Here is a 25,260-nt window from a genome sequence, read left to right as displayed (position 1 = left end):
CTTATGGCTTCGCTCGCAGATCCAGATTATCGATCACATACAGGGTATTACCATCCACACGGCGGCGATCCGCATCGAGATATTTTTGCTCAAGTTTGCCATCGCTGGACCAGGTTGCAAAATCATCGTCATTGATCACGGCGATTTGCGTTGGACTCACCACCCACAAGCCTTCCAGTTTGTCATGAGGATAGTGAAGCTGCTTGGCCACATCCACCAGCAGAGTTTTCTGCACGGGCTTAATACCGTAAGCGTCAAGCGCATCCCAGCCCTGTTCCACCACCACTTGCTCAATGGTCTTTCCGCCAAGCATCAGGCCTAGCTTTTCGTCCTGCTGCACATCGCCAGCCGATGGCAGCGTTTCCAGGTCCGTCGCCCCACGCAAATCAATACGGTAAAGGTGTTTCATCGCTTTCGGTTTGTCGCGTAAAAATGCGCCGTCACGTTCAATCACCACAAACTCATTTGCAGACAAAGCGGAGATCCCGGAGTTTGAGTTCTGCTTTTTCTCCTGACGATAGAGATACTGATGCACGTTGCCATCGTTCAGATCCACCGTCACGATGCGAACCACGTCGCCATCTTTAGTCGATTTGTTCGGGTTCATCATGGTTGACTGCATTATCCCCACCAGCGTGGTTTCGTCTGGCGTAATCGCTAAGCCTTCCATACCGCGGTTCGCGCGGCGATGAGCAAATTCTTGTGGCAAGTGCCAGGTATCACGACTGTCTTGCGTAAAGGCATTGATACGGCCAATTTCGACACCATTCTGATCAAAATGCACTAGGTGTGGGCCATATTCATCACTGACCCAAAACGTACCATTGCGCAGCGCCACCAACCCTTCAGGGTCCAGACCATAATCGTCGAGTTTAAGTGGGTTCTTGGATTGTTCAAACGGCTGCTGGCTGTTGACCACAATCGGATCGCCGCTGGCATCGTAAGGTGTTTCACCAGTACCGCCTAGCGCCGAGGTGTTAGGCAGACCAGTAATGGGAGTGCCATCCGGACGTTTAAGCAGAATCGTTTTCAACTGTTTCACTGTGCCCTTTGAGGTCACTTCAAACAAGCCGATACGCGGAGTGTAATCAGGCACAGGGAACATTTTGCCTTTACCGAGACTGCCATGAGGATAGTCGGCATTCGGACCACGGTCAGTGATGGCATAAAACTGATTCGGATTGCTCGGATGTGCACACATATCCGACCCGTATCCGCCATTACGAATCTCGATAGCGTGACCTGAGGTGCCCTTCAGATCCGAACGCAGCACTTGATAAGGCAGGCTGGCCCCTTGCTGCTTATCAATGCTACCTATCGAACTTGTTTGCGCAGCCTGCGCTGAACCGACCAACACGCTTAACAGTAATGCAGCGGGCAAGTATTTTCCCTTACTCATAAAATTCCCCATACAAGTGGTTGTTTAATAGAACAATGCCGAGATGGGAAACTAATCTACGCCGTGATTATGACGTTTTGGGTAATTTGATATGACAAACAAAAGCGGAAAAGAATGGAGTGAATACGCTCAGCAAACGCAGTTTCTGCCGTTTTCTTTGCCTTGATAGAGAGCGCGGTCAGCCTGTTTAAGCAGTGCAAACGGATTACACCTTCCCTTCTGAGTGGAGGCAACGCCAATTGTGACAGTCAACATGATATCTTGTTGCTGATAGTGCATTTTGTGGACTTCCACCAGGCGACGCAATTTATCCGCGATCGCAAACGCCGTCTGGTAGTCAGTGTGAGGCAACAGCACCGTAAACTCCTCTCCGCCCATGCGGGCGAGCGTGTCGTATTCCCGCAAGTGAGACTGCAAGCTCTGGCTGATTTGTTGCAGCACGTAGTCACCGGCATCATGGCCGAAGCGATCATTGATCTGCTTAAAGAAGTCGAAATCGATAGCAAGAATTGAAAGCTCCTGCTTGTCTCTGCTGCTGCGCAGCAGTTCTTCATGCAACTCCTGTAAGAAATAGCGGCGGTTGTAGGCTCCCGTCAGTGGGTCGGTTGTCGATTCTTTTTGCAACCGCAGCTCCAGCTCTTTCTTCTCAGAGATATCGATCAATTGCCCTGACCAAATCATCTTTCCTTCATTAGACAGCGACGGAATAGAGTGACCATACAACCAGCGTAATTTCCCCCCAGCTTTGACCCGAAACTCACACTTCCACTCTTCGAGTGTCTGAGCCGCTTGTTCAATGCTCTGACGCACTTTGCTGACGTCTTCAGGATAAATGGCATCAAACACGGGCGCTGCATCCCGAGCCGCATCTTCCGGTGACACGCCGAAAATATCCTTCAGTTTCTGACTGGCGTAAGGGAAACGGCACGAACCATCGTCGAGATACTCGAACTGATAAAGAACAGCCGGTGAAACTTTGGCTAATGACTGAAGATGATTATTGAGCGAGACCAGTTCGCTGATGTCGATAATCGAGCCGACATAGTACTGACTTCGCCCGTCTTCAGAGGTGACCGTTCTGGCCCGGTCTGCCAGCCAGATATATTGACCGTCTGCGCGGCGAAAACGGTATTCGCAATCCAGAATGGCGTTTTCACCCTGCGCGCGCCATTTGGCCACCCGCTCATCGTATTCACTCAAATCCTGAGGATGAATATGCCGACGCCACCAATTGACCTGGTTGATCACGTCCCCATCTTTGTACATCAGCAACGCTTCAACGCCGCGGGTAATAAACTGAACACGTTGGTCTTTGTCAGTCGAAATCTTGTAGATCACCGTCGGGCATAAATCCATGATCATATTGAGATCTTTACTGAGTAACTCGTTCTGTGCCTGAATATGTTTATAAGCGGAAATGTCGATGTGCGTGCCCAGCATCCATTCAGGATTGCCGCTTTGATCCCAGGACACAATGCGACCGTAATCGCGCACCCAGACCCAGTGGCCATCTTTATGTCGCATACGAGCTTCGCACTCGTAGTACGGCTTCTCACCATTAAAATGGGCGTTAAGAGCCACTTCAGACAGCGCCAGATCGTCGGGATGAGCCAAATTTAACCAGGTATTAATGTCGGTTGGCGCCAACTCCTGTAAGTTGTAACCAACAATACCTGCCCAGCGCTCATTGAATTTGGTTTCACCGGTTTGAACATTCCATTCCCAAGTCGCAATTTGAGCGCAATCGAGAATCTGTTTCATACGCTGGATATGCAGAATCGACGGATGCGACGCATCTTCAATCTGCACAAGATACTGAAGCTGAACCGTTTTATCCTGAATACTGGAGATTTGCCCGTAGTAGAGCGTGCCGCTAACCACAGTAGTAATGTGCAAAGCATCGGAGGATGGGAAATGGTGCTGAATGTCGGCGAAAGACAGCTCCCCCTCTCCATCAGTTGAGGTCAGGAGCAGCTGATTTAAGTGGGTAACGTGCTGAAATGTTTGCGCCGAATGAGATAACAGCTCTCCCGTCGATGCAAACAACAAAGTGATCGTTCCTTTCACTACAAGATCCCTAACGCACTAATTTATTGTTATTTTTATTCATAGTAGTTGAGCAACCGGCAATTACCACACAATATGTGTATGTTTATCACAAAATATTAGCGCTCCGTTGCTCAGTTTTGCCAGCGATCACAAATTCCAGCTCAGAAGTTCAAACCCAATGAAACCAAGGTATTACGTGCTTCCTGAGCCGTCACAAACTGGAACGAATGAAACCCCTGATTGATCGCACCCTGAACATTGGCTGGCATGTCATCCATAAATACCGATTCATGTGGCAAGATGTTTTGGCTGTGAGCCAGATGTTGATAAATGCGCGGATCCGGTTTGAGTAACCCACACTCACTTGACACGACGGCACCAGAAAACTTTGGCCAGAAATCATAGGTTGCTTTCAGATGGGCGACGATTTCATTGACGTTGTCCGTCAATGCATAAAGGGTGTAACCCGCGTTCAGCAAGTCATCCATCAACGTTTGCGTACCGTCGATCAGTTGCTGAGTGGCTTTGATGTAGTGAAACAGTGTCTCCAGTTCTGCGGGTTCAATACCCAGCGTAGTATGAAACTGCAACTGTGCCTGTTGTTCTGTGTAGTGTCCTTTATTGAGATCACGCCAAATCTCACTTTGGAACAGCAGCTTCGCGCGCTGTTTTGCCTGCTCGGTTTCCCCAAAAGTGAGCGCGGAAATTTCCGCAGGTGCCCACTTAACGATCACATTACCAATATCAAACACCACATTTTTTATCGCCATAAACGCCTCCTGATTATGGTTCGAGTCTAGCTCAGGTTTACGACAAGGTGTTGAAAGCTGACTCGCATTGATACTAATTCAACGATAAAAAACCGCTCCGAAGAGCGGTTTAGTCGTCAATATTTACGCCTAAGCGCCTTTTGGTGGCGTAAACGCCGTCAGTGGAAGCGCTTCACCCTGCCATTTTTCAATCTTGACCAGTGACGAGTTACCCGCGCAACCGTTAGCCAAGCGTGATGACGGAATGTCCGCGGTCAATACGTTACAGCCGCCGTTTTTACAGATGCCATGTGGTTTGTCGAAATCTGGCCACGCTCCTTCATGAATACACACCGAACCTTGTTTGATGCCATCCGTAATAAGGGCTCCCACCAGAACCTGGCCGCGATCGTTAAACGCTCGCACCAAGTCTCCATCGGCAATACCACGCGCTTTTGCATCTTCCGGATGAATCCAGATAGGCTCTCGGTTGGCAATCGCATACAGCTCACGCAGTTTGGCGTAGTTCAACTGGCTGTGCAGACGATGGGCCGCGTGCGACGTCATCAGTTGCAACTCACCATCTTTGGCATTGCCCACCCACTCCGTTGGCGGCAGCCAGGTCGGATGCGGAGGACAATCTTTATAACCAAAACTCTCAATGGTTTTAGAGTAAATTTCGATCTTGCCACTTGGCGTACCCAATGGATTCAGAATCGGATCTTCACGGAAATCTTTATAGCGCACGAATTTCGCGTTCTCTTCATTCCACTTCATCTCAATCAGTTGATTCTGTTTCCAGAAGTAGCTGAAGTTTGGCATCGCAATGCGGTTAGCTCGGCCAATTTTCTGAGCGTCTTTGTAGAAACCCGCCAGCCATTCCATTTCGGTTTTGCCATCCATATAGACGTCACGACCGCCTGGTTTGAGTAGCTCAGCCATATCCGCAAACACATCCAGGTCGTTGCGCGCTTCAAACTGTGGTTCGATCACCTGCTTCATCGGCACCAAGTGCTGGTTACTGTAGTCCCCGGTCATGGTCATGTCGTTGCGTTCAAACGAGGTCGTGATTGGCAGAACCACATCCGCGTGTTTTGCCGCGGCGGTCCAGTATGGTTCAGAGATCACAATCAGTTCTGGTTTTTGCCACGCTTTGATCAGACGGTTGGTGTCCTGATGGTGAGTAAAGTTTGCACCGCCCGCCCACCAGATCATTTTGACATCAGGGAAGACTCGTTCATGACCGTTGTGTTGGTATTTACCACCAGGATTTTCTAGTGCTTCGACAATACGAGCCACTGGGAACGCATTAACAGCGCCCGAGACCGCCCAGTCGTTACCCGCAGAAGAAGCTCCCGCAATCTCCGCAGAAATTGCCGGTAAAACGCCAGCATTGCGCGTTGGGTTACCACCGTTGGAATAGTGGTAAGAGAAACCAAAACCGCCACCCGGTAAACCAATCTGGCCCAACATAGCGGCCAGTGTAACCAGCATCCAGTGTTTCTGTTCGCCATACTGCTGACGCTGAATTCCCCAGCCCGACATGATCATCGTGCGGTTCTGACTGAAAATATCCCCCAGCAGTTCCAACTGTTTAGCGGGTACGCCACAGATGCCTTCCGCCCATTGCGGAGTTTTCTCGACACCGTCCGACTTACCTAACAGGTAGTCTTCAAATTTGTCGTAACCTGATGTGTACTTATTCAGAAATTCCACATCGTGCTGTTTCTTTGTTACCAGCGAGTGCGCGACCCCCAGCAGCATCGCCACGTCCGTTCCCGGATGCGGTGCAATCCACTGTGCTTTGTCACCAAAAAACTCGATGGTTTCGGAGCGCATTGGGTCGACAGCAATGATGGTTTTGTTGGACTTTTGCAGTTGATGGAAGAACTCCAGACCCGCGCCATCGGTACTCGACCAGGCAATTTTCAGCGTGTTCAGTGGGTTTAAACCCCACAGTACGACGACGTCCGAATTCTCCATAATCATCGGGTATGTCGTTTGCTGTTCATACACTTCGATTGACCCTACCACGTGTGGCATGATCACTTGCGCTGCACCGGTTGAGTAGTCGCCAAGGTGGCCGGAATAACCGCCCGCCATGCTCATGTAACGTTGCAGCAATGTCTGCGCTTTGTGCAGGATACCACTGGATCGCCAACCATATGAGCCAGCAAAGACGGACTCGGCACCGTACTGCTTACGAATACGCATATGCTGTTCATGAATGAGCTTGTACGCTTGGTCCCAACTAACACGGACGAACTCATCGTCTCCGCGTGTGCCCTGAGGTTTAGATGGGTTGGCCAGATAGCCTTTGCGTACCATCGGATATTTAACGCGTGCTTGAGTATGCGCCTGATCCGGCGCAGAACTTTGCAGGCTGTTTTCCACGGTTTGTGGCAGCGCATTGGTCGATGACACGATTTTGCCATCTTTCACTTCAACCAACATCGCGCCCCAGCGGCCAGCAGTCAACACTGCTGAGCCACTGCGTTCGTTGGCAAATACAGGCATAGGTGCAACAGATGAAATGGCAAACGCGCCCGCTGTCATACCTGCACCTTTCAGAAAACTTCGACGTGTGAGAGTGGTCATCACTGAATCCTTATACTGGTTATTGAGCGGCATCTTTTGCGTTGTATTGGAAGAACTTAGTCAGAATCTCTAAATCTTCTTTGCTGATGGATGTACGATCACCCATGCTTTTTGCCACCGCAGGCCATGCGTTGACCGTAAAGTGCTCGCTTGGAATCTTGGCGTGACAGGTTGAACAGTAAACGTTGTCCAACTGCTCGGCGTAAGACCACAACGAATCGATTTTCGCCAGCACAGGCGTTTCGATGTCACCCTGTAGCTCAACACTGCGCCATTTATTACCGTAATCGTCTTCAGTGTATTCGCCCGTAGTCAGCGCGTTCTGGCCCGCTTCAGTCAGGATGGCCACCACCGCACGCTTGCCTTGCCCCATGTAAAGCACTTGCTCCGCGCCTTGCATCTGGTAAGCCGTCAGAGAAACCGTGCGCTTGCCATCTTTATCGCTCATCACTGCCAGTTTGGTTGCCGGATTAATGGTGCCCAACTCACCGATTGGAGTCGCTTGCATGGTGAACACTTCTTTTGCCGTTGCCGGGGTCAGTTTGGCTTCATCCACCAGATGAGCCAGCGCCTGACTATCCATTTTCACTTCAGGCAGGATATGCGCGACGCCTTTGTGGCAGTCGATACAAGTTTGGTTGTTCTCGATACCGTACTGGTGCATCTTTTGCGCTTCAGGAGTCTGGTCGTAGGTTTCCATCGCATCTTCTGAGTGACAAGAGCGACAGGTCACCGAATCATTCGCCTTCAACTGCGCCCAGACCGTTTCGGCCATTTCGGCACGATGCGCTTCGTACTTCTCATCCGTGCTGATCTTTTTGGTAATGAACTCGTGGTAGATGTCTTTAGACGCACGAATCTTAGTGATCAGGTAATCGATGGTATCGGTGGGGATATGACAGTCCGCACATTCAGCACGAATGCCTTTTGCATTCGTAAAGTGCACGGAACCCTGATACTCCTTGTAAGGGGTTTCCATGGTGTGGCAAGAGACGCAGAACTCGGTGCTCGAGGTCTTTTCCAAAATGGCATGCGTTCCGCCGAGTGTCAGCCAACCTATGACTACACCAATGACGAGAAGCAGCACGATCGCGCTTTTTTTAATACTCATTTGTCCTCACAAATCTGTGGGTTTGATAACGAAATGTCGCAGCTCAACTGGGTGAACTGAAGTTAATTACGTATGCAATCCTACCCCTAAAGGGCTAAGACTATTTGACAATAGTCAACGGAATCCCAAATTGGGCGTGAGACAGATCACTTTTTGTACCGGAATCAAATTCTGATATTGCGATTCACCACAAATTCTCACAATTTGTATGGATATTGTGATTTTGAGCTTAGTGTAATGCAGGGGGAAACGGCAGGTAGGCAGAATGAAAAACAAAAAAAGCCGCGAAATTGAACACTCTAATAAGCTTCAATGACGCAGCTTCTTTGGAAGGTATGCAGTATTATTGGGCTTGTTTGGCAACCAGAGCGGCCATGACAGCTTCACGGTTTTCCAGATAATCGTTCAAACCCGCTTTACGCAGGTGACACGATGGGCAGTCTCCACAACCATCGCCGATGATACCGTTGTAACAAGTCAGTGTTTCATTACGAACTAACTCCAGCGCGTCATTTTGATCCGCCATTGCCCAGGTTTCCGCTTTGTTCAGCCACATCAGCGGCGTACGAATTTCCAGCTCGCGATCCATTCCTTGAACCAATGCGCTGTTCATCGCTTTAACGAAGTCGTTGCGACAATCCGGATAGCCGGAAAAATCTGTCTCACACACGCCGGTAATGACGGTCTGCGCGCCAATTTGGTAAGCATAAATGCCCGCCAGAGTCAGAAACAGAATATTGCGCCCCGGAACAAATGAGTTTGGCAGGCCATTTTCTTGGAGTTCGTGCGACACCGGAATGTCGTCTCGAGTCAGTGAGCTGATTGCCAACTCATTCAACAGACCGACATCCATCACTTTGTGCGCTTTCACACCTAGTTTTTTCGCCAGCGTCTGTGCTACTTCAATCTCCAACTTGTGACGCTGACCATAGTCGAACGTAATGGCATGCACTTCATCAAACTCTTTCAAAGCCTGAACCAAACAGGTCGTTGAATCCTGACCGCCGCTGAACACGACAACTGCTTTTTTCATTCCGCTACTCCTTTAAGCAATGCTGAGATATTTGTGAGTCTGAATCGACAAGCGCCAGTTTCGCGCAATACAAGTCTCAATGCACAGCTGGGTTGCACGTGGTTTCTGGCTGATCGGCTGTAGCGCGATCACAGTCTTTTCCGGCACCTTGGCGCGAGCAAGTAGCTGATCCAGATTGTCGATGTCTTTATCAGTCGCAACCGGGTGCTTAATTTCGTTTGCTCTGCGCAGCGCAGAATCGATTACTGGCAATTTGCCTTTCATCGCCACTTTTGGTGACACTGTCACCCAAGTGTTTTCAGTCGCCTGAACGTCAAAGGTACCGCTGGTCTCTATTTGACAGCGGCAGCCAATCGCTTCAAATGCCTGCGTCAGAGGCACTAAATTATAGATACAAGGTTCGCCACCTGTAATCACGATATGTTTGGCACTGTAGCCCTGAACACGATATCGCTCGATGATCTGTTGCGCTGATGCAGAGCACCAGTTCGGATTGTCTTCCGTTTTCACCAGAATTTCATCAAATGAGCGCTCATCAGCAGGCTCGGCATCCCAGGTCTGTTTCGTATCACACCAGGCACAGCCAACAGGACATTCTTGCAGACGAACAAACACCGCAGGCACGCCGGTAAACACGCCCTCGCCTTGAATCGTCTCAAACATTTCGTTTACTTTATACAAGGTAAAATTGCCTAACTTGTTATCTAAAAATTGCAGGTCGCTGACCTTAAAGGATGCGTTGGTGAAGGTCAATTTAAAACCGCCGTTCCGCATACAAAAAGCCGCAACTTAACTCCACCAATTGCATAATCAGAATTCGCACACTCAGATCAAATCTACGCATAAATATTCGATACCATTTTCATCAAAAACGCGCATCCTGTCATATTTTAGGTATAATCTGACCTTTCGTTTCGCGCAGACTTTTTAGGTAAGACATGTACAAACTGATCGCTCTCGATATGGATGGCACCCTGTTAAACAGCCAAAAGCAAATTTCACCACGCACCAAACTGGCGATTGCTGAGGCTCGCGAACAAGGGATTAAAGTGGTTTTGGCGTCCGGTCGTCCGATTGACGGCATGCGCAGCAAGCTCGAAGAACTGAACATTCAATCGAAAGACGATTACGTGCTCTACTACAACGGCTCGATGGTTGCCAACGTCGGTACTGGCGAGATCATCTACCAGCAGATTCTTGATGGCCGCAGCGCGAAAATGGTGGCCCGTCTGGCCAACGAAATGGGCGTTAATACCCATGCATTTAGCCAAATTCATGGTTTGATTACTCCGAAAACCAGCAAGTACACCGAAGTTGAAGCGCAAATTAATGGCCTTTCTATTACCGAGATGGACTTTGAGCAACTGGAAGATGATCACCCAATCATCAAAGCCATGATTGTGGCCGAACCTGAGCTGCTCACCCGCACCATCGCCAGTCTGCCAGCGGATCTGCATCAGCAATATACGATCGTACAAAGCGCGCCATTCTTCCTTGAATTCCTTAATACTCAAAGCAACAAAGGCGTGGGTGTCAAAGCGATTGCCGACCACCTGAATATTCCGGCCAGCCAGGTCATCTGTATGGGGGATGCCGAAAACGATCATCACATGCTGCAATACGCAGGGATGGGCATTGCCATGGCTAACGCGATGGAAGAAACCAAACGCATCGCCGATTACATCACGCTAAGCAATGATGAAGATGGTGTGGCTGCGGCGATTGAAAAGTTTGCCCTCAACAAAGAGCGTTGCGACGCGTAAGTGCTCCCAGGAAACAAAAAGGCGGCCAACAGCCGCCTTTTTATTTTGCCCGATTCTATTTTTCAAAGCCCTGACCCAGCACTCGCTGATGTGCTTGCAACAAAGTGTATTCCTGCATGCCGTGTGGGATCAGAACACACACTCTCAATTGCTCCGCTTTAGCTTTCTTGAGGCGTTCACTTAGTTCTGCTGCACTGGTAAAGCGTTCACGTTCGGCATCGCGACGACACAAATCGATAAAATCAAACGGGCATGACTTGGCAAAGAGCACCAACTCAGCCTGTTGCATGTAACGCAGTGCTTTGAGAGGCAGTAACTCCACATCTTTACCAAATTCTACCCAGGTCACTTCACCATCATCATCCAGCGGTTTATCGAGTGCCTTGATGTACATTTTTTCCAGGCTTTCGCGATCTTTGGCATTTTTTACTTCGGTATCCGCAAAAAACATCTCCCAGAATTTGCGACGGAGATCAACTGTTGGCAAAAATTCTTTGATGGAGTTTCGTTTCGACGCACCAAAATCCGCCAGTAGTCCAAGGTTCTGAGGCAAAACGGCTTCGAGGGTTTCCCGTACGTTGCGAATCAGCACCGGCGACGCGCCACCGCTAGAGATAGCAAGCTGTACACGGCCACGTTCGATCATCGAAGGGGTAATAAAATCGCAGTAAGGTTGATCATCAACCACATTGACTAGAATGCCCATGTTTTTTGCATCTTTATGCACTTGATGATTTAAATCCGGGTTATCGGTTGTCGCCCAAACCTGCAGATATTCTTTGGTGAGAATCTGAGACGTGTAGAAATTTTGAATCCACTGACACTTACCGTCATCCACTAAGGATTGCAGAGTTGAGGCAATTTGTGGAGAAACAATAGTCACTTTGGCTCCGGCGCGAAGGAGCGCATCTATTTTGCGGCACGCAACCTCCCCTCCGCCTACGACGAGCACCGGTTTGTTAGTTAAATCCAGGAACAGAGGAAAATATCGCATTTTATTTTGGTCACAATCTAAATAACTATGCGTTTCATGCTACCAAAAAAGGTGCAAGGAAATCACTAGCTAAGGTGGATGAAATAATTAATCACCGAATTTGAGCCGGGGATCAGCATTTTATATTGAAATCTCACACAAACTATAAGTGTTAATATTAAGTTAACAGTTAATTGTCCTTCTACCATTCTGTTGCACTAATCGTGTGCCCAGTTGCACTATTTACAACCGCGTAACATTTCGCCATTCTAACTACAGCTTAGGTTTGTGATCTCAAACGAAAATCTTTTTAAATTATATATTTGAGAATCCTTTATTCCTTACCTACGCTTATAAACGGTTGATTTGTAAATGTGCGATTGAGCCCAAATACAGCCGAAACTAATAATAAAACACAACATTTTCTTAACCTTGTATCAGGTGTCACCTGGTCAACGATGGATCATACAGGAAGGATACAAATGGCAAATAAACTAACAGTTCTTGCTTCCGTTGTAGCGGCATCTACTGCCCTGATGGCTAACTCAGCCTCAGCTGCGGACAGCACCCTAGACAAAGTATTGTCTCAAGGTTTTCTGACTTGTGGCGTGAGTACTGGTCTTCCGGGCTTCTCGAACCCTAACGCAAAAGGCGAATGGGAAGGGATCGATGTGGAATATTGTCAAGCGCTTGCAGCTGCAGTTCTTGGTGACAAAACTAAGGTCAAATACGTACCTCTGACCGCAAAAGAACGCTTCACTGCCCTGCAGTCTGGCGAAATCGACGTTCTGTCTCGTAACACCACTTGGACTCTACACCGCGATTCAGCGCTGGGTCTGAACTTTGTTGGTGTGAACTACTACGACGGTCAGGGCTTCATGGTTAAGAAAGATCTTGGCATTTCAAGTGCTAAAGAGCTGGATGGCGCATCTGTCTGTGTTCAGTCAGGTACAACTACCGAGCTAAACCTTGCAGACTACTTCCGTAATAACGGTATGAGCTACAAGCCAGTCGTATTCGATACAGCAGCGCAAACTTCAAAAGGTTTCGATGCTGGTCGTTGTGACGTACTGACTACTGACCAATCTGGTCTGTACGCTCTGCGCCTGAACCTGGAAAAACCAGATTCAGCTGTTGTACTACCTGAAATCATTTCTAAAGAGCCTCTGGGTCCAGTTGTTCGTCAGGACGACGACAAGTGGTTCAACGTAGCGAAATGGACTCTGTTCGCGATGGTTAATGCGGAAGAATACGGCATCACTTCTAAGAACGCAGACGAAATGCTGAAGTCTGACAACCCAGAAGTGAAACGCATTCTGGGCGTAGACGGTCCTAAAGGTTCAGGTCTGGGCATCCGTGACGACTGGGGTTACCAAATCGTGAAACAAGTGGGTAACTACGGTGAAAGCTTCGAGCGCACAGTAGGTAAAGGTTCGCCTCTACAAATTTCTCGTGGCGTGAACGCGCTGTGGAATGCGGGCGGCTTTATGTACGCTCCACCTATCCGTTAATAAAGATTGATAAAAATGGGCGGTTTCGGCCGCCCTTTGTCAAAAATGGATAAGAGGTTATCGCTGTATGAAACCTACGAATACTGCTGTGCAAAAAGCAGCGAGCTCGGCTCCCGCTAAAAGCACAAATTTATTTTACAATCCCACTTTTCGTTCAGTTGTTTTTCAGCTGATCGCTATTGCCGCTCTGGTTTTCTTCTTTTACACCATCATTAATAATGCCCTGACGAACCTGGAATCGCGTGGTATCGCGACTGGTTTTAAATTCCTTGATCAACCTGCTGGCTTCGGGATTGGCCTGACTTTGATCGACTACAACGAGACGTACTCCTATGGACGTACCTTCGTGGTGGGTCTGCTGAACACCGCACTGGTGTCAGTTTTGGGTATTATTTTCGCAACTCTGATCGGTTTTGTGCTCGGTATTGCACGCCTGTCGTCCAACTGGCTGGTGAGTCGTTTGGCCGCGGTGTATATCGAAACGTTCCGTAACATCCCTCTTCTGTTACAGATCTTCTTCTGGTACTTCGCGGTACTGCAAGCTCTGCCATCTCCACGTGAGAGTATGAGCCTGGGAGAAGCGGTGTTTCTGAACGTTCGTGGCTTGTTCTTCCCTGCACCTGTGTTTGAGAAAGGCTCCAGCGTGGTGTTGATCACTCTGGTAGCAGGCATTATCGCCTCCGCCGTGATCAATATCTGGGCGAACAACAAGCAACGTTTAACTGGTCAGCAAACACCGATGGGGCGCATCATCCTGACACTGTGTGTCGGTCTGCCTCTGCTGGTGTATTTCATTATGGGTATGCCAATTTCTGCGCAATATCCGGAACTGAAAGGGTTTAACTTCCGTGGTGGTATCAGCATCATTCCGGAATTGGCAGCTTTGCTTGTCGCGCTGAGTGTTTACACCGCCGCGTTCATTGCCGAGATCGTCCGTTCTGGTATTAATGCCGTAAGCCATGGTCAGACAGAAGCGGCAATGTCGCTGGGTCTGCCACGCTCTAAGACTCTGAAACTGGTCATTATTCCTCAGGCTCTACGCATCATCATCCCGCCACTCACCAGCCAATATCTGAACCTGACCAAAAACTCATCCCTTGCGATGGCAATTGGTTACCCGGACTTGGTGTCGGTATTTGCGGGCACAACGCTGAACCAGACCGGTCAGGCAATTGAAATCATTGCAATGACCATGGGTGTCTACCTGACACTAAGTCTGATTACGTCAGCGTTGATGAACTTGTATAACCGTAAAGTTGCTTTGGTGGAGAGATAAGATGAAGACACATCAGTTTCAACCTAGTCTGCCGCCACCATCCAACACCACTGGCGTTGTCGGCTGGCTGCGTAAAAACCTGTTTAACAGTCCGCTGAATTCCGTTGTCACTATTGTGTTGGCGTATATTGCCTTCTCAGCAATCTGGCATGTTCTGGACTGGGCCATTATCAAAGCAGACTGGGTCGGCACGACCCGCGATGCCTGTACTCGTGATGGCGCCTGCTGGGTTTTCATCAGCGTGCGCTGGGAACAGTTCATGTATGGCTTCTACCCGCAAGCAGAGCTGTGGCGCCCTCGCCTTTTCTTTGCAACGCTGGCGATTTTCATCGCTCTTCTGGCGTATGAAAAGACACCTAAACGTACCTGGATTTGGCTGTTCTTTGTCAACATCTACCCATTCCTGATGGCAGGCCTGCTGTATGGCGGTGTGTTCGGGCTGGACGTAGTTTCCACCCATAAGTGGGGTGGTTTGTTGGTAACGTTGATCATTGCGTTGGTCGGTATTGTTGTGTCACTACCTATCGGTGTCGCACTGGCCCTAGGTCGCCGCTCTGACATGCCTGTTATCCGCAGTCTGTGTACGGTGTACATCGAAGTGTGGCGTGGTGTTCCACTGATCACGGTTCTGTTCATGGCGTCAGTTATGTTGCCACTGTTCCTATCCCAAGGTTCAGAGACGGATAAACTGCTGCGCGCCCTGATTGGTGTGGTGATGTTCAGTGCCGCGTATATGGCTGAGGTTATTCGCGGTGGTTTACAGGCGATTCCTAAAGGTCAGTACGAAGCCGCGGACGCTCTGGGTCTGAGCTACTGGAAAAAGATGGGACTGATTATTCTGCCTCAGGCACTGAAAATCACCATTCCATCGATCGTAAACACCTTTATTGGTCTGTTTAAAGACACCAGCTTGGTACTTATCATCGGTATGTTTGACGTACTGGGCATCGGTCAGGCTGCAAACACCGACCCGGAATGGTTGGGTTTTGCAACTGAGAGTTATGTATTTGTCGCGTTAGTGTTCTGGGTGTTCTGTTTCGGCATGTCGAGATACTCGATTTGGCTCGAACGTAAACTCCATACCGGCCACAAACGATAAGCAATCTTTCAAGGAACGTATTATGACGCAACAAAATTCTGGCGATCTCATGATTCAGATTAAGGACATGAATAAGTGGTACGGTGAGTTTCACGTACTGAAAAACATCAACCTGGACGTAAAAAAAGGCGAGCGTATTGTTATCTGTGGACCTTCCGGCTCCGGTAAATCCACCATGATTCGCTGCATCAACCGCCTGGAAGAGCATCAGAAAGGACAGATTGTCGTGTCTGGCAATGAACTGACTGAAGATCTGAAAAACATTGAAGCCGTTCGACGTGAAGTGGGCATGTGTTTCCAACACTTTAACCTCTTCCCTCACCTGACGGTTTTGGAAAACTGTACGCTGGCACCTATTTGGGTGAAAAAGATGCCGAAAGAGGAAGCTGAAGCGATTGCGATGAAATATCTCAAGCGCGTTAAGATTCCGGATCAGGCAGATAAGTACCCTGGCCAGTTGTCCGGTGGTCAGCAGCAACGTGTGGCGATTGCGCGTTCACTGTGCATGAATCCTCAGGTAATGCTGTTTGATGAGCCGACCTCGGCACTCGACCCAGAGATGGTGCGCGAAGTACTCGACGTTATGGTTGAGTTGGCAGAAGAAGGAATGACCATGTTGTGTGTAACGCACGAAATGGGCTTTGCCAAAGAAGTGGCTGACCGCGTGATCTTTATGGATGCAGGTGAAATTATCGAGGAAAACAACCCGAAAGATTTCTTCGAAAATCCACAATCCGACCGTACTCAGGCTTTCCTGGCGCAGATTCTGCACCACTAACAGGCCCAAACTCACAATCCAAAGAGGCGAATTATCGCCTCTTTTCTTTTGGCATTTATGCTATCCGCTTGGTGAGATTGAACATCAACAACACGGCTCATCGGACTCGATCACCACAAAACATTTCAGCCAAACCATAAAAAACACATAGTATTCAAATAAATACTTCAAAAATCTTTCGTTGATTGGAAATATTGTGTTACAACTTGTTCACACCTATCCGCCCATTTTTTGATTATTATTTCCAGTAATTGTTAGTGGCAGAGGCTTGAAATATGGAACTTTTGGCCTCATAAATGTCCATATAAATATCAACACCTTTCTATGAGGAAGAGTATGAACAGTCCTATGTATTCACGCACCTCGTCTTATGACAGTGCTCTACAAACAAATAAAGTGCTGCGTAACACGTATGCACTGCTTTCAATGACACTGCTTTGGTCTGCGGTTGTGGCTGGTATCTCGATGGCGATGAACCTTCCTCGCCCGGGTCTGATCATCATGCTGGTTGGTTTCTACGGCCTGCTGTTCCTGACTGAAAAGAACCGTAACAACAGCATGGGTCTTGTATTTACGTTCCTGTTTACCGGATTCCTGGGCTACACCATCGGTCCAATCCTGAACATGTATGTGGGTGCAGGTATGGGCGACGTCGTGCTGACCGCGCTGGGCGGCACAGCTCTGGCGTTCATGGGTGCTTCAGCATACGCACTGACCACAAAACGTGACCTGTCTTTCCTGGGTGGTCTGTTGATGGCAGGCTTCGTGGTACTGCTAATTGGTATGGTAGCGAACATCTTCCTGCAAATGCCAATGCTTTACTTGGCGATGAGCGGCATGTTTGTTCTGTTCTCAACGGGTGCAATTCTGCTGACAACACAGCAAATTGTTCGCGGTGGTGAAACCAACTACATCTCAGCGACCATTACTCTGTATGTGTCTATCTACAACCTGTTCATCAGCCTGCTAAGCATTCTTGGCGTGATGCGCGACGATTAATTCGCTCGCTTAAGGTAAAGATTCTAAGCCCGAAAGCTTTGCTTTCGGGCTTTTTACTTTTGGGAACAATCACCAATACCCCTTGAGCAAATGCACGGGCTTCGCTACCCTTAGCGCAAACTGACGATTGGACAATAAAGATGTTTGAATACAACGGCAAATCGATTGAAACCGACGCACAAGGTTATCTGCTGGACTACACCTTGTGGGAAGAAGGAATGATTGACATTCTTGCCAAGGATGAAGGCCTGACTTTGACGGATGCTCACTTGGAAGTGGTGCACTTCGTGCGTAATTTCTATGAAGAATTTAAAACCTCGCCAGCCATTCGTATGCTGGTTAAGGCGATGGAAAAAGAGCACGGTCCGGAAAAAGGCAACAGCAAATACCTATTCAAACTGTTTCCGAAAGGCCCGGCTAAACAAGCAACCAAACTGGCAGGCTTGCCAAAACCAGCCAAATGCTTATAACGCCAATGAGTAACGAAATCCTGTGAGCGATCCTCTTACAGGATTTCAAATCCTCTATAGTGCTTGTTGGTAATACATTCTGACCGCTCAACGCACTCAACCGACGCCGTTCTTGGCCCTTCTTTCAACCATTCATGTAATGCGTCCACTTGTTGCGGATCACCACAGGCAATCACTTCAACATCTCCGCTGAATAAGTTTTTGGCATACCCGGTTAAACCCAGTGTTAGCCCCTGATGAGCGGTGTGATATCGAAAGCCGACTCCCTGCACTACACCCGACACAATAAACTTATCGCACTTTATCGACATCTGATTCCCTTCTTGTTCAGTGGTTGAGTCCTCTTCCTTATTGGACAACAACCATTTCCTTAGTTTCGTAAACATGCGCGCACCTCTTTATCGCCTTTCCCAAGGATAGACAATTTTCACTCGGGCCACTGTGAGGTCATCGAAAAGACTATTTTCCTACGGCGTTTGCTTTTCTGGCTGAGTTCCATGAAAATACCCGCCCATTTCTATTAATCATTTGAGTAACGCAATGACTCCTGCAATCTATCTGGTCAAAGGTCGTGAGAAATCTTTACGCCGCAAACACCCTTGGGTGTTTTCTCGTGGTATCAGCAAAATCGAAGGTGAACCGGGTTTAGGTGACACCGTTGATGTGTATACCCACGAAGGCCAATGGCTTGCGAAAGCGGCATACTCACCGCATTCTCAAATTCGTGCTCGCGTTTGGAGCTTTGAAAAAGAAGCCATTGATACCGCGTTTTTTGTTAAACGTATCCAGCAGGCACAGTTGTTGCGCGATGATCTGATTGAGCGTGATGGTCTCACCGGTTACCGCCTGATCGCCGCAGAGTCTGATGGCTTGCCAGGCATCACCATCGACAAATATCAGGATTTTCTGGTGTGCCAGCTGCTCAGTGCAGGTGCAGAGAGCCAGAAAGACGCGCTGGTTGAAGCGCTGAAACAGTGTTTCCCGACATGCAGCATCTACGAACGCTCTGATGTCGCGGTACGCAAGAAAGAAGGTTTGGAAGAACGTGTCGGCGTTCTGCATGGCGAACTGCCGCCAAAATCAGTTGTAATTGAAGAAAATGGCGTGAAAATCAGCGTCGACATCGTCGGTGGCCACAAAACCGGTTTCTACCTGGACCAACGTGACAGCCGTTTCCAGTCGATGAAATATGTGAAGAACAAAGATGTCCTTAACTGTTTCTCTTACACTGGCGGTTTTGGCCTGTACGCGCTGAAAGGCGGAGCAAAGCGCGTGATCAACGCTGATGTATCTCAACCAGCGCTGGATACCGCGAAGTTCAATGCTGAACTGAATGAGTTTGATATTTCGAAAAAACGTGCGGTTTTCCTCAATGCAGACGTGTTCAAACTGCTGCGCGAATACCGCGACCAAGGCACCAAATTTGATGTTGTCATCATGGATCCGCCAAAGTTTGCGGAATCCAAAGCGCAGCTTAATGGTGCATGTCGTGGTTACAAAGACATCAACATGCTGGCGATGCAAATCCTTAATCCGGGCGGCACCCTGCTGACCTATTCGTGCTCAGGATTGATGGATCAGGTGCTGTTCCAAAAAATCATCGCCGATGCTGCACTGGATGCCGGCCGCGACGTGAAATTCATTGAACGCTTTGAACAGGCGGCGGATCACCCAACGGATACCGCTTATCCGGAAGGGTTCTACCTTAAAGGTTTTGCCTGTAAGGTGTTGTAATCTGTGTTCTCAAGGCTTCCCATCCGGAAGCCTTTTTCTTACCTTCAATCTCTCCAGAGTCATGTGCAATTAAGCGCACTTTTAGTGCATATACTCCAAAGTAGTGCGTTGAAAACAGACATTTTTGTGCATGACTAGGCCCGCGACATCGTAAAGTGACACTTTTATTACAACCCAAATCTCATGCCAGACCAGATGTAACAAGGTGTTTCCCCACTCGTTATTAACAAATTAGAAACCACTGATAAACATGGCATAAACATTGCGATTTGAATGATGATTTCTTAAAACGAAAAGGATCATTCAATGAGAAAAACAGTACTAGGCGCTTTATTTATCAGCGGCTTAATCTTCCTTCCAACCACATATGCAGCCACTCAGTTCAAACCTGAACACGTCTCTGTAGAGAAAGAAATTAAACCCGGACCGAACGTCTTCATCATCGATCAAAGCTGGGCAGGTTCAAGCATGATCACCGTGATCGGCGCGGACAACCTCGAAGCAAAAGGCAACATCTCCACGGGTTTGATCGCACAGTTTGGTTTATCGAAAGACAAAAAATCGCTCTACACCGCCTCGGTATACCCAAAACGCATTGTTTGGGGTGACATCGACGCTGTGGTGCAAAAGTTCGCGGTCAATTCTCTTAGCTTGGATAAAGAGATCGAATCTTCTCCCAAAATGGCGCAAGCCGCAGCTTACGTGAACACTTTCCAAACTTCCGCAACCGACAAATACGCGTTCGTACAAAACGCCACACCCGCTGCATCGGTATCTGTGGTGGATATTGCCAGCGGCAAAGCGCTGTTAGAAATCCCGACACCGGGCTGCTGGGGTATTTACGCATCACAGGATGACAACAAGTTCAGCTCCGCTTGCGGCGACGGCACCTTCTCAACCTACGTCATAACTAAAGATGCGAAGAACTATACCGCGCATAAAAGTGAAAAGATTTTCGACACTGACGACGATGCGCTATTCATCACCGCACAGCGCGACGGCAGCAAACTGATGTTCACTTCGTTCAAAGGCAACATGTATGTCCTGAATGACACTGGCGAAACCGTGACGTTGGCAGACAAGTTCAACTACACCAAAGACATCGAAGGCAACTGGCTACCTGGTGGTTACGAAGTCATTGGCTACAACCAGCCTAACAAACTGATGTTCGTCACCATGCATCCGGATGGCAAGGAAGGTAGCCACAAAGACGGTGCGCAAGAGATCTGGGGCGTGAGCATGGATTCGCATAAGGTTGTGACGCGCATTGAAGCAGAAGAACCGATTTCTCTGGCCGTGTCTCAAACCAAAGCGCCGGATGTGTACACCCTGACCGACTTCGGCACCGTGGTGAAATACACCTTTAATGGCGGCAAGTTTGAAGGCACCAAAGTACATGAAGCGGAAGAAATGGGCAGTTTCACTCAAATGTTGATGGTGGATTACTGATATGAGCACATCCTGGATAACCCAATATCACCTGACCATCATGACTTTTTTCGTGTTGGTGTTTATTCAGGCCGCGCTGCATAAAGGAGCGGATCTACGTCGTTTTTCAGGCTACATCAGTCACTACTCACGCCACTTTGAACAACATGCCTACCCGCTTGCGGTGTTGTTATTGGTTGGCGAAATTGCGGCAGTGGTTCTGAGCATAACGCCGGCAACCAATGTGGCCGGGGAATTGCTGATGCTACTGCTGCTCATCGGCTATACGCTCGCCATGAGCATGCAACTGAAAAGTGGCAACCGAGAAATTGACTGTGGATGTGGTGGAACACCGATCGTGGTATCGCGCCGCACGCTGTTACGCAATGCCATTCTGATAACGCTGGCAGGGTCGATGCTGATGACTGCCAATCAGCCCGTCACCAGTTTGAGTCTGCTGATGGCTATCGCAGGCGGAGTGATTCTCTGGTTTGGGTATTACCTACTGGAGCAACTGATGCACAACCACGATTTGATTCTGAAGCTCGCTCAACACGATCAGGAGAAGGACATCTAATGAATACTGTATTACTGTTTGCAGTCGGCTTTTTAGCTGTACTCGTCGCACTGCTGTTTATCGCTTTTATTGCGCTTTCCCGTCAGGTCGGGATTCTGTTTGAACGCATCTCTCCGGTGGGAGCCATGATCAACAACAATGGACCTCAGTTGGGTGAGACGCCCAAACCGATGACGTTGATGTCTCTCAATCAGGGGGAAATCACGCTGGGTGGCGCGCAAGCAAAAAGTACCTTGGTGCTGTTTGTTGCACCATCATGCCCTATCTGTAAGGTGCTGCTTCCTCTCATCAATAGTTTGCAAAAAGCCGAATCGAGCTGGCTGAATGTGGTGCTGGCGAGTGACGGTGACGAACCCGCTCAACGCGCGTTGATTGCTCAGCATAAACTGGAAAACACTCCGTATGTGCTGTCTCAGGAGCTGGGCATGGCCTACCGCGTGGCAAAACTGCCGTTCTCTGTCCTCATGGATGAGCAGGGACAGATCGTGTCAAAAGGTCTGATCAATAGCCGCGAACAGCTCGAAAGCTTGTTCAACGCGAAAGAGAGCGGCTTTGAATCACTACAAGATTTCTCACACAAACAGACCGTGACGGTTAATCACTAAGCAGGAGACAGTGACAATGAAAAAATTCAGCGAAATGTTATTGAATGCCATGGACAGGCTCTCAGAGAAAACCGTCCGTCATTCCGCACGCCAGATAGGCCGCCGCAACTTTCTCGCCAAAGCGGGTGTGTTTATCGTCGGTACGGGCATGATGCCGCTGCTGCCATTTGACCGCTCAGCAGGCAAAGTGTTTGCAGCCGAAGGCCCGGGGGATGATATCAACAGCTGTGACTACTGGCGCTATTGCGCGCTCGACGGAAACTTGTGTTCCACATCCGGTGGCAGCGAAACCACCTGCCCTCCGGGTTCTGAAGCGTCCAAAGTGGCTTGGGTGGGCACATGTCTCAACCCGAACGACAATAAGAACTATCTGGTGTCGTATAACGACTGCTGTGGTAAAGCGATCGTGAACAGCTCAGTTGCGTGTCTCAACAGTGAACGTGAGCGTCCGGGATACCGCATGGGGCTGCACAACGACATCAACTGGTGTATGGCGAACACCAACAAAGGCTACCACTGCACCGTAGCAGCACTGGTGGGGCTGGCGAATGAATAAACGCGCCGTTTCCCTATTGTTTGCTTTAGTGGCGCTTGGCACTCACTACCCAGTGAGTGCTGAATCCGGCCAGGATAAGTTCGTCACCAACTGTTCTGGCTGCCATGGAATGGACGCCAAAGGCATTATCGGTCTGGCTCCCTCGCTGGAAAACCCGGAGCTCTGGAACCGCCTTGGCGACAAGCGCGATCAGTACATTGCGGGTGTGGTAACAGGGGGGATGAGCGGTAAGATCGAGTCTTTGGGCAACAGCTATCAAGGATTTGCTATGCCTCCACAAAGTTTTCTTGAGACCGCGGATCTGGTGGAAATTACTCACTACATCCTGAGTGAGATTAACCACCTTACTGGTGGGCCTGATGCCAATCTGATCGACAAATACAAGGAGAACCCACTCTCTCATCAGGAACTGCATCAACTGCGTGACGGAGACTAAGGTATGAAAACAACGCTTTACCGTCGTTGGGTACGAAGCGTCTTGATTACCTTCGCACTGTGTAACGGAGCGGCTTATGCCGCTTCCAACACGCCCCAGCAGAACTACATCCTCAAATGTTCCGGCTGCCATGACATGGATGGGTCCGGCTCAGTCGCCGGAGGTATCCCGCCCCTTCCCGGCTATCTGGGCGCATTTATGGACGATGAACAGGGACGGGTCTATCTGATGAACGTGCCTGGCGTGATTGCCTCCGGACTCAACAACCACGAGCTCGCCGTACTGATGAATTATCTCAATGACAAATGGGGCGATAAAGCCAATGCCAAACCCTATTCGCCTGAAGAGATCGCGCAGATTCGCTCCGCGCCATTGGAAGATGTAGTGAAATATCGCCGAGAAATCGTTAAACGCTTCAACGAACAAGGCATCGCCACAGGGTCGTATCCTTGGCCATAAAACACAAAGCCCGCATTATGCGGGCTTTCATTTAGCCTTCAAACAAGTAGGAAACATGTTCAATAACCTTGTTCCAAGAAGACAAAAATGGTTCGAACGGCTGTTCGGGAATAAATTTCTTAGCCGCCTGATTACCATGGAGATAGACAGCCTCTAGAGCCCATATGTGATGATCAGCGAAAATTGCCCAAGCATTTGCCCCATCTCGTAACCGCTCTAGACTCAGCACTGAAATGGATAGATAGCCCTCTATAAACGCTTTTGTTTTTGCTAAGTCCAGACGAAACATGTACCAACATGCTCTAGCAATCTCATAACCTACAGGCATTCTCTGCGCCAAATCCCAGTCGATGACTTCGCTGACCTGCCCATCTTTGCCAAAAAACAGGTTGTAATGATGAAAATCACCGTGAATCACTTGCTCTTGTGTCGTACAAACATAGTGGTGCCAACTATCTGGTCGATTTAAATAGTCATACTGCTCCCTAATGCGTTCAATCGCCCAGCGATCAACATTATCAGGTGATTCCACTTCCAGAACCGACGCCAAAATACGTTGAAGCCTTTTACACCATTCTTTTCCATTCCAACACAATTTCGTTTTGGGGAAGTCAGTAACATTGATAGCTCGTAATGCGTGATGTAAGCGAGCCAAATAGATCCCCGCTTCACGCGCATGAGTACAAGAGAGCTGGAAGCTTTCTAACATCTCTCCCTTAGCTTCAGGGAACAACGCATAAAAGTGCCCTTCCCAGCATACAAGATCACCATTCAGGTGAGTTTTAATCGGCTTAAGAACTTGTGGAAGCTCAGTACTCAACGTATTTAGTAAATGATGTTCTCGATTGAGAGCGGATTGCAGGTTGCGACGATAAGATTTGAGGTAGTAACACTTCTTACCATCGTCAATACGATAAACCTGATTGGTTGCCCCGACTAAGACTGGTGTAATTTCAACTGGAAAGTTAACCCTAGGCCAGTGCTTAAGCACACAGCTAAGTATGCATTCTTTATTCGTCACTGTAATGGAATCTCCAATTGCCAATAACCGACGGAAAGCCAACGGTCAAATTTATATCCGACCTGACTGAACTCGCCCACTTTGCGAAAGCCAAGGCTTTCATGCAGACCGATACTCGCCTCATTGGGTAAAGCGATAACGCCCAACACATTGCGGATCCCAAGGTCTTTGAGCTTGCTGAGCAACACCTGATAAACCGCTCGTCCCCACCCTTGCCCCTTGGCTTGTGGTGAAAGATAGATGGAAGGTTCGACGGTAAAGCGATAAGCGCTGCGGGCGTTCCATTGTCCGACATAAGCGTAGCCAACTACCGTACCTTCGTGTGCGACGACCAACCATGGCAATCCGGCCGCGCGAATTTTGTTCACCCTTTCGCCCATCTCACTCACGCTGATCGGCACTTCTTCAAAGGTAATTGTCGTCTGTTCGATGTAACGATTATAAATCTCGGTAATTGTTACGATATCAAAGTCCTGAATGTCGCGTATTTCCATCGCCTTTCCTTTGCTTTATCAATGCAATCTATTGACTACTTTTGCCAATCTAACGTAACCGTGCGCAAAGAGTAAACGATACAGCGTTGAACTGATAAAAAATCCCCCGGCGATGCCGAGGGATTCAATTGCAATGCTACCT

The 25,260-nt window shown here is 48.8% G+C and carries 25 protein-coding genes; 14 read left to right on the top strand and 11 right to left on the bottom strand.

All coding sequences use genetic code 11. The annotated features are described in order from the left end of the window. Position 1: 1 nt before the first annotated feature. The 7 genes from JIG40_RS01500 to queE form a co-directional block, all read right to left on the bottom strand. Positions 2-1,399, bottom strand: a complete 1,398-nt coding sequence (locus JIG40_RS01500; RefSeq protein WP_061056557.1) for an esterase-like activity of phytase family protein — start codon at positions 1,397-1,399, stop codon at positions 2-4. Positions 1,400-1,528: 129 nt separating this feature from the next. Continuing rightward, positions 1,529-3,466, bottom strand: coding sequence for a sensor domain-containing diguanylate cyclase (locus tag JIG40_RS01495; RefSeq protein ID WP_199464651.1), 1,938 nt, complete (start codon positions 3,464-3,466; stop codon positions 1,529-1,531). A 143-nt stretch (positions 3,467-3,609) separates the two neighbouring features. Then, positions 3,610-4,218: an HAD family phosphatase gene (locus JIG40_RS01490; RefSeq protein WP_061056559.1), complete on the bottom strand. Its 609-nt coding sequence runs from the start codon at positions 4,216-4,218 to the stop codon at positions 3,610-3,612. A gap of 129 nt (positions 4,219-4,347) precedes the next feature. Next, positions 4,348-6,795, bottom strand: a complete 2,448-nt coding sequence (locus tag JIG40_RS01485; RefSeq protein WP_020327433.1) for a molybdopterin guanine dinucleotide-containing S/N-oxide reductase — start codon at positions 6,793-6,795, stop codon at positions 4,348-4,350. Positions 6,796-6,814: 19 nt separating this feature from the next. Further along, positions 6,815-7,906 carry a NapC/NirT family cytochrome c gene (locus JIG40_RS01480; protein WP_061056560.1) on the bottom strand — a complete coding sequence of 364 codons (1,092 nt, stop codon included), beginning with the start codon at positions 7,904-7,906 and terminating at the stop codon, positions 6,815-6,817. Positions 7,907-8,249: 343 nt separating this feature from the next. Beyond that, positions 8,250-8,939: a 7-cyano-7-deazaguanine synthase QueC gene (queC, locus tag JIG40_RS01475; protein ID WP_020327436.1), complete on the bottom strand. Its 690-nt coding sequence runs from the start codon at positions 8,937-8,939 to the stop codon at positions 8,250-8,252. A gap of 12 nt (positions 8,940-8,951) precedes the next feature. Next, positions 8,952-9,620 (bottom strand): 7-carboxy-7-deazaguanine synthase QueE, encoded by a 669-nt coding sequence (queE, locus tag JIG40_RS01470; RefSeq protein WP_199464650.1) that lies wholly within the window; start codon positions 9,618-9,620, stop codon positions 8,952-8,954. 257 nt (positions 9,621-9,877) lie between these two features. Here queE and yidA point away from each other — a divergent pair, with 257 nt between their 5' ends. After that, on the top strand, positions 9,878-10,702 hold the full coding sequence (gene yidA, locus JIG40_RS01465; protein WP_075988609.1) for a sugar-phosphatase: 825 nt from the start codon (positions 9,878-9,880) through the stop codon (positions 10,700-10,702). Positions 10,703-10,757: 55 nt separating this feature from the next. Here yidA and JIG40_RS01460 read toward each other — a convergent pair whose 3' ends face one another. Further along, positions 10,758-11,696 carry an NAD(P)-dependent oxidoreductase gene (locus JIG40_RS01460; RefSeq protein WP_032081536.1) on the bottom strand — a complete coding sequence of 313 codons (939 nt, stop codon included), beginning with the start codon at positions 11,694-11,696 and terminating at the stop codon, positions 10,758-10,760. A 461-nt stretch (positions 11,697-12,157) separates the two neighbouring features. Between JIG40_RS01460 and JIG40_RS01455 the strand changes: the two genes are divergently transcribed. The 6 genes from JIG40_RS01455 to JIG40_RS01430 all read left to right on the top strand — a co-directional run bounded on the left by JIG40_RS01455 (position 12,158) and on the right by JIG40_RS01430 (position 17,808). After that, a complete protein-coding gene (locus JIG40_RS01455) occupies positions 12,158-13,186 on the top strand; it encodes an amino acid ABC transporter substrate-binding protein (protein WP_020432941.1) in 1,029 nt (342 codons plus the stop codon). Positions 13,187-13,253: 67 nt separating this feature from the next. After that, the gene (locus JIG40_RS01450; RefSeq protein ID WP_024373908.1) at positions 13,254-14,462 is read left to right on the top strand and encodes an amino acid ABC transporter permease; all 1,209 of its coding nucleotides are present in this window, start codon (positions 13,254-13,256) and stop codon (positions 14,460-14,462) included. A gap of 1 nt (position 14,463) precedes the next feature. Continuing rightward, positions 14,464-15,561, top strand: coding sequence for an amino acid ABC transporter permease (locus tag JIG40_RS01445; RefSeq protein ID WP_020327443.1), 1,098 nt, complete (start codon positions 14,464-14,466; stop codon positions 15,559-15,561). A 22-nt stretch (positions 15,562-15,583) separates the two neighbouring features. Next, the gene (locus JIG40_RS01440) at positions 15,584-16,339 is read left to right on the top strand and encodes an amino acid ABC transporter ATP-binding protein (protein WP_020327444.1); all 756 of its coding nucleotides are present in this window, start codon (positions 15,584-15,586) and stop codon (positions 16,337-16,339) included. A 336-nt stretch (positions 16,340-16,675) separates the two neighbouring features. Continuing rightward, positions 16,676-17,338, top strand: a complete 663-nt coding sequence (locus JIG40_RS01435) for a Bax inhibitor-1/YccA family protein (RefSeq protein WP_020327445.1) — start codon at positions 16,676-16,678, stop codon at positions 17,336-17,338. 140 nt (positions 17,339-17,478) lie between these two features. Further along, the gene (locus JIG40_RS01430) at positions 17,479-17,808 is read left to right on the top strand and encodes a TusE/DsrC/DsvC family sulfur relay protein (RefSeq protein WP_020432936.1); all 330 of its coding nucleotides are present in this window, start codon (positions 17,479-17,481) and stop codon (positions 17,806-17,808) included. Between the two features lie 35 nt (positions 17,809-17,843). On the opposite strand, the gene yccX is transcribed toward JIG40_RS01430, so the two are convergent. Beyond that, complete coding sequence (yccX, locus tag JIG40_RS01425) at positions 17,844-18,119, bottom strand: acylphosphatase (protein ID WP_024373907.1); 276 nt, start codon at positions 18,117-18,119, stop codon at positions 17,844-17,846. A 229-nt stretch (positions 18,120-18,348) separates the two neighbouring features. Here yccX and JIG40_RS01420 point away from each other — a divergent pair, with 229 nt between their 5' ends. From JIG40_RS01420 to JIG40_RS22805, 7 genes are all read left to right on the top strand, one after another. Continuing rightward, the gene (locus JIG40_RS01420; protein ID WP_020327448.1) at positions 18,349-19,542 is read left to right on the top strand and encodes a class I SAM-dependent methyltransferase; all 1,194 of its coding nucleotides are present in this window, start codon (positions 18,349-18,351) and stop codon (positions 19,540-19,542) included. 306 nt (positions 19,543-19,848) lie between these two features. Then, positions 19,849-20,991 carry an amine dehydrogenase large subunit gene (locus JIG40_RS01415; RefSeq protein ID WP_020327449.1) on the top strand — a complete coding sequence of 381 codons (1,143 nt, stop codon included), beginning with the start codon at positions 19,849-19,851 and terminating at the stop codon, positions 20,989-20,991. Position 20,992: 1 nt separating this feature from the next. Next, positions 20,993-21,547 carry a MauE/DoxX family redox-associated membrane protein gene (locus JIG40_RS01410; protein ID WP_238856624.1) on the top strand — a complete coding sequence of 185 codons (555 nt, stop codon included), beginning with the start codon at positions 20,993-20,995 and terminating at the stop codon, positions 21,545-21,547. Beyond that, positions 21,547-22,152, top strand: a complete 606-nt coding sequence (locus JIG40_RS01405; protein WP_044363536.1) for a redoxin domain-containing protein — start codon at positions 21,547-21,549, stop codon at positions 22,150-22,152. Before JIG40_RS01410 ends, JIG40_RS01405 begins: the two co-directional genes overlap by 1 nt. A 16-nt stretch (positions 22,153-22,168) precedes the next feature. Continuing rightward, on the top strand, positions 22,169-22,708 hold the full coding sequence (locus tag JIG40_RS01400) for a methylamine dehydrogenase light chain (RefSeq protein WP_020327453.1): 540 nt from the start codon (positions 22,169-22,171) through the stop codon (positions 22,706-22,708). After that, positions 22,701-23,144, top strand: coding sequence for a cytochrome c (locus JIG40_RS01395; RefSeq protein ID WP_206769319.1), 444 nt, complete (start codon positions 22,701-22,703; stop codon positions 23,142-23,144). The genes JIG40_RS01400 and JIG40_RS01395 overlap by 8 nt, the downstream gene beginning before the upstream one ends. Before the next feature lie 3 nt (positions 23,145-23,147). Beyond that, on the top strand, positions 23,148-23,603 hold the full coding sequence (locus JIG40_RS22805) for a hypothetical protein (RefSeq protein ID WP_238781147.1): 456 nt from the start codon (positions 23,148-23,150) through the stop codon (positions 23,601-23,603). 31 nt (positions 23,604-23,634) lie between these two features. Here the strand turns inward: JIG40_RS22805 and JIG40_RS01385 are convergent, their stop codons facing one another. Both JIG40_RS01385 and JIG40_RS01380 read right to left on the bottom strand, forming a co-directional pair. Next, a complete protein-coding gene (locus tag JIG40_RS01385; RefSeq protein ID WP_199464649.1) occupies positions 23,635-24,624 on the bottom strand; it encodes a phosphotransferase in 990 nt (329 codons plus the stop codon). After that, positions 24,621-25,118 (bottom strand): GNAT family N-acetyltransferase, encoded by a 498-nt coding sequence (locus JIG40_RS01380; protein ID WP_199464648.1) that lies wholly within the window; start codon positions 25,116-25,118, stop codon positions 24,621-24,623. Before JIG40_RS01380 ends, JIG40_RS01385 begins: the two co-directional genes overlap by 4 nt. Positions 25,119-25,260 lie beyond the last annotated feature (142 nt).

The sequence above is a fragment of the Vibrio sp. bablab_jr001 genome (assembly GCF_016464285.1).
GTDB lineage: Bacteria > Pseudomonadota > Gammaproteobacteria > Enterobacterales > Vibrionaceae > Vibrio > Vibrio fluvialis.
This window is presented reverse-complemented; position numbering and strand designations above follow the sequence as displayed.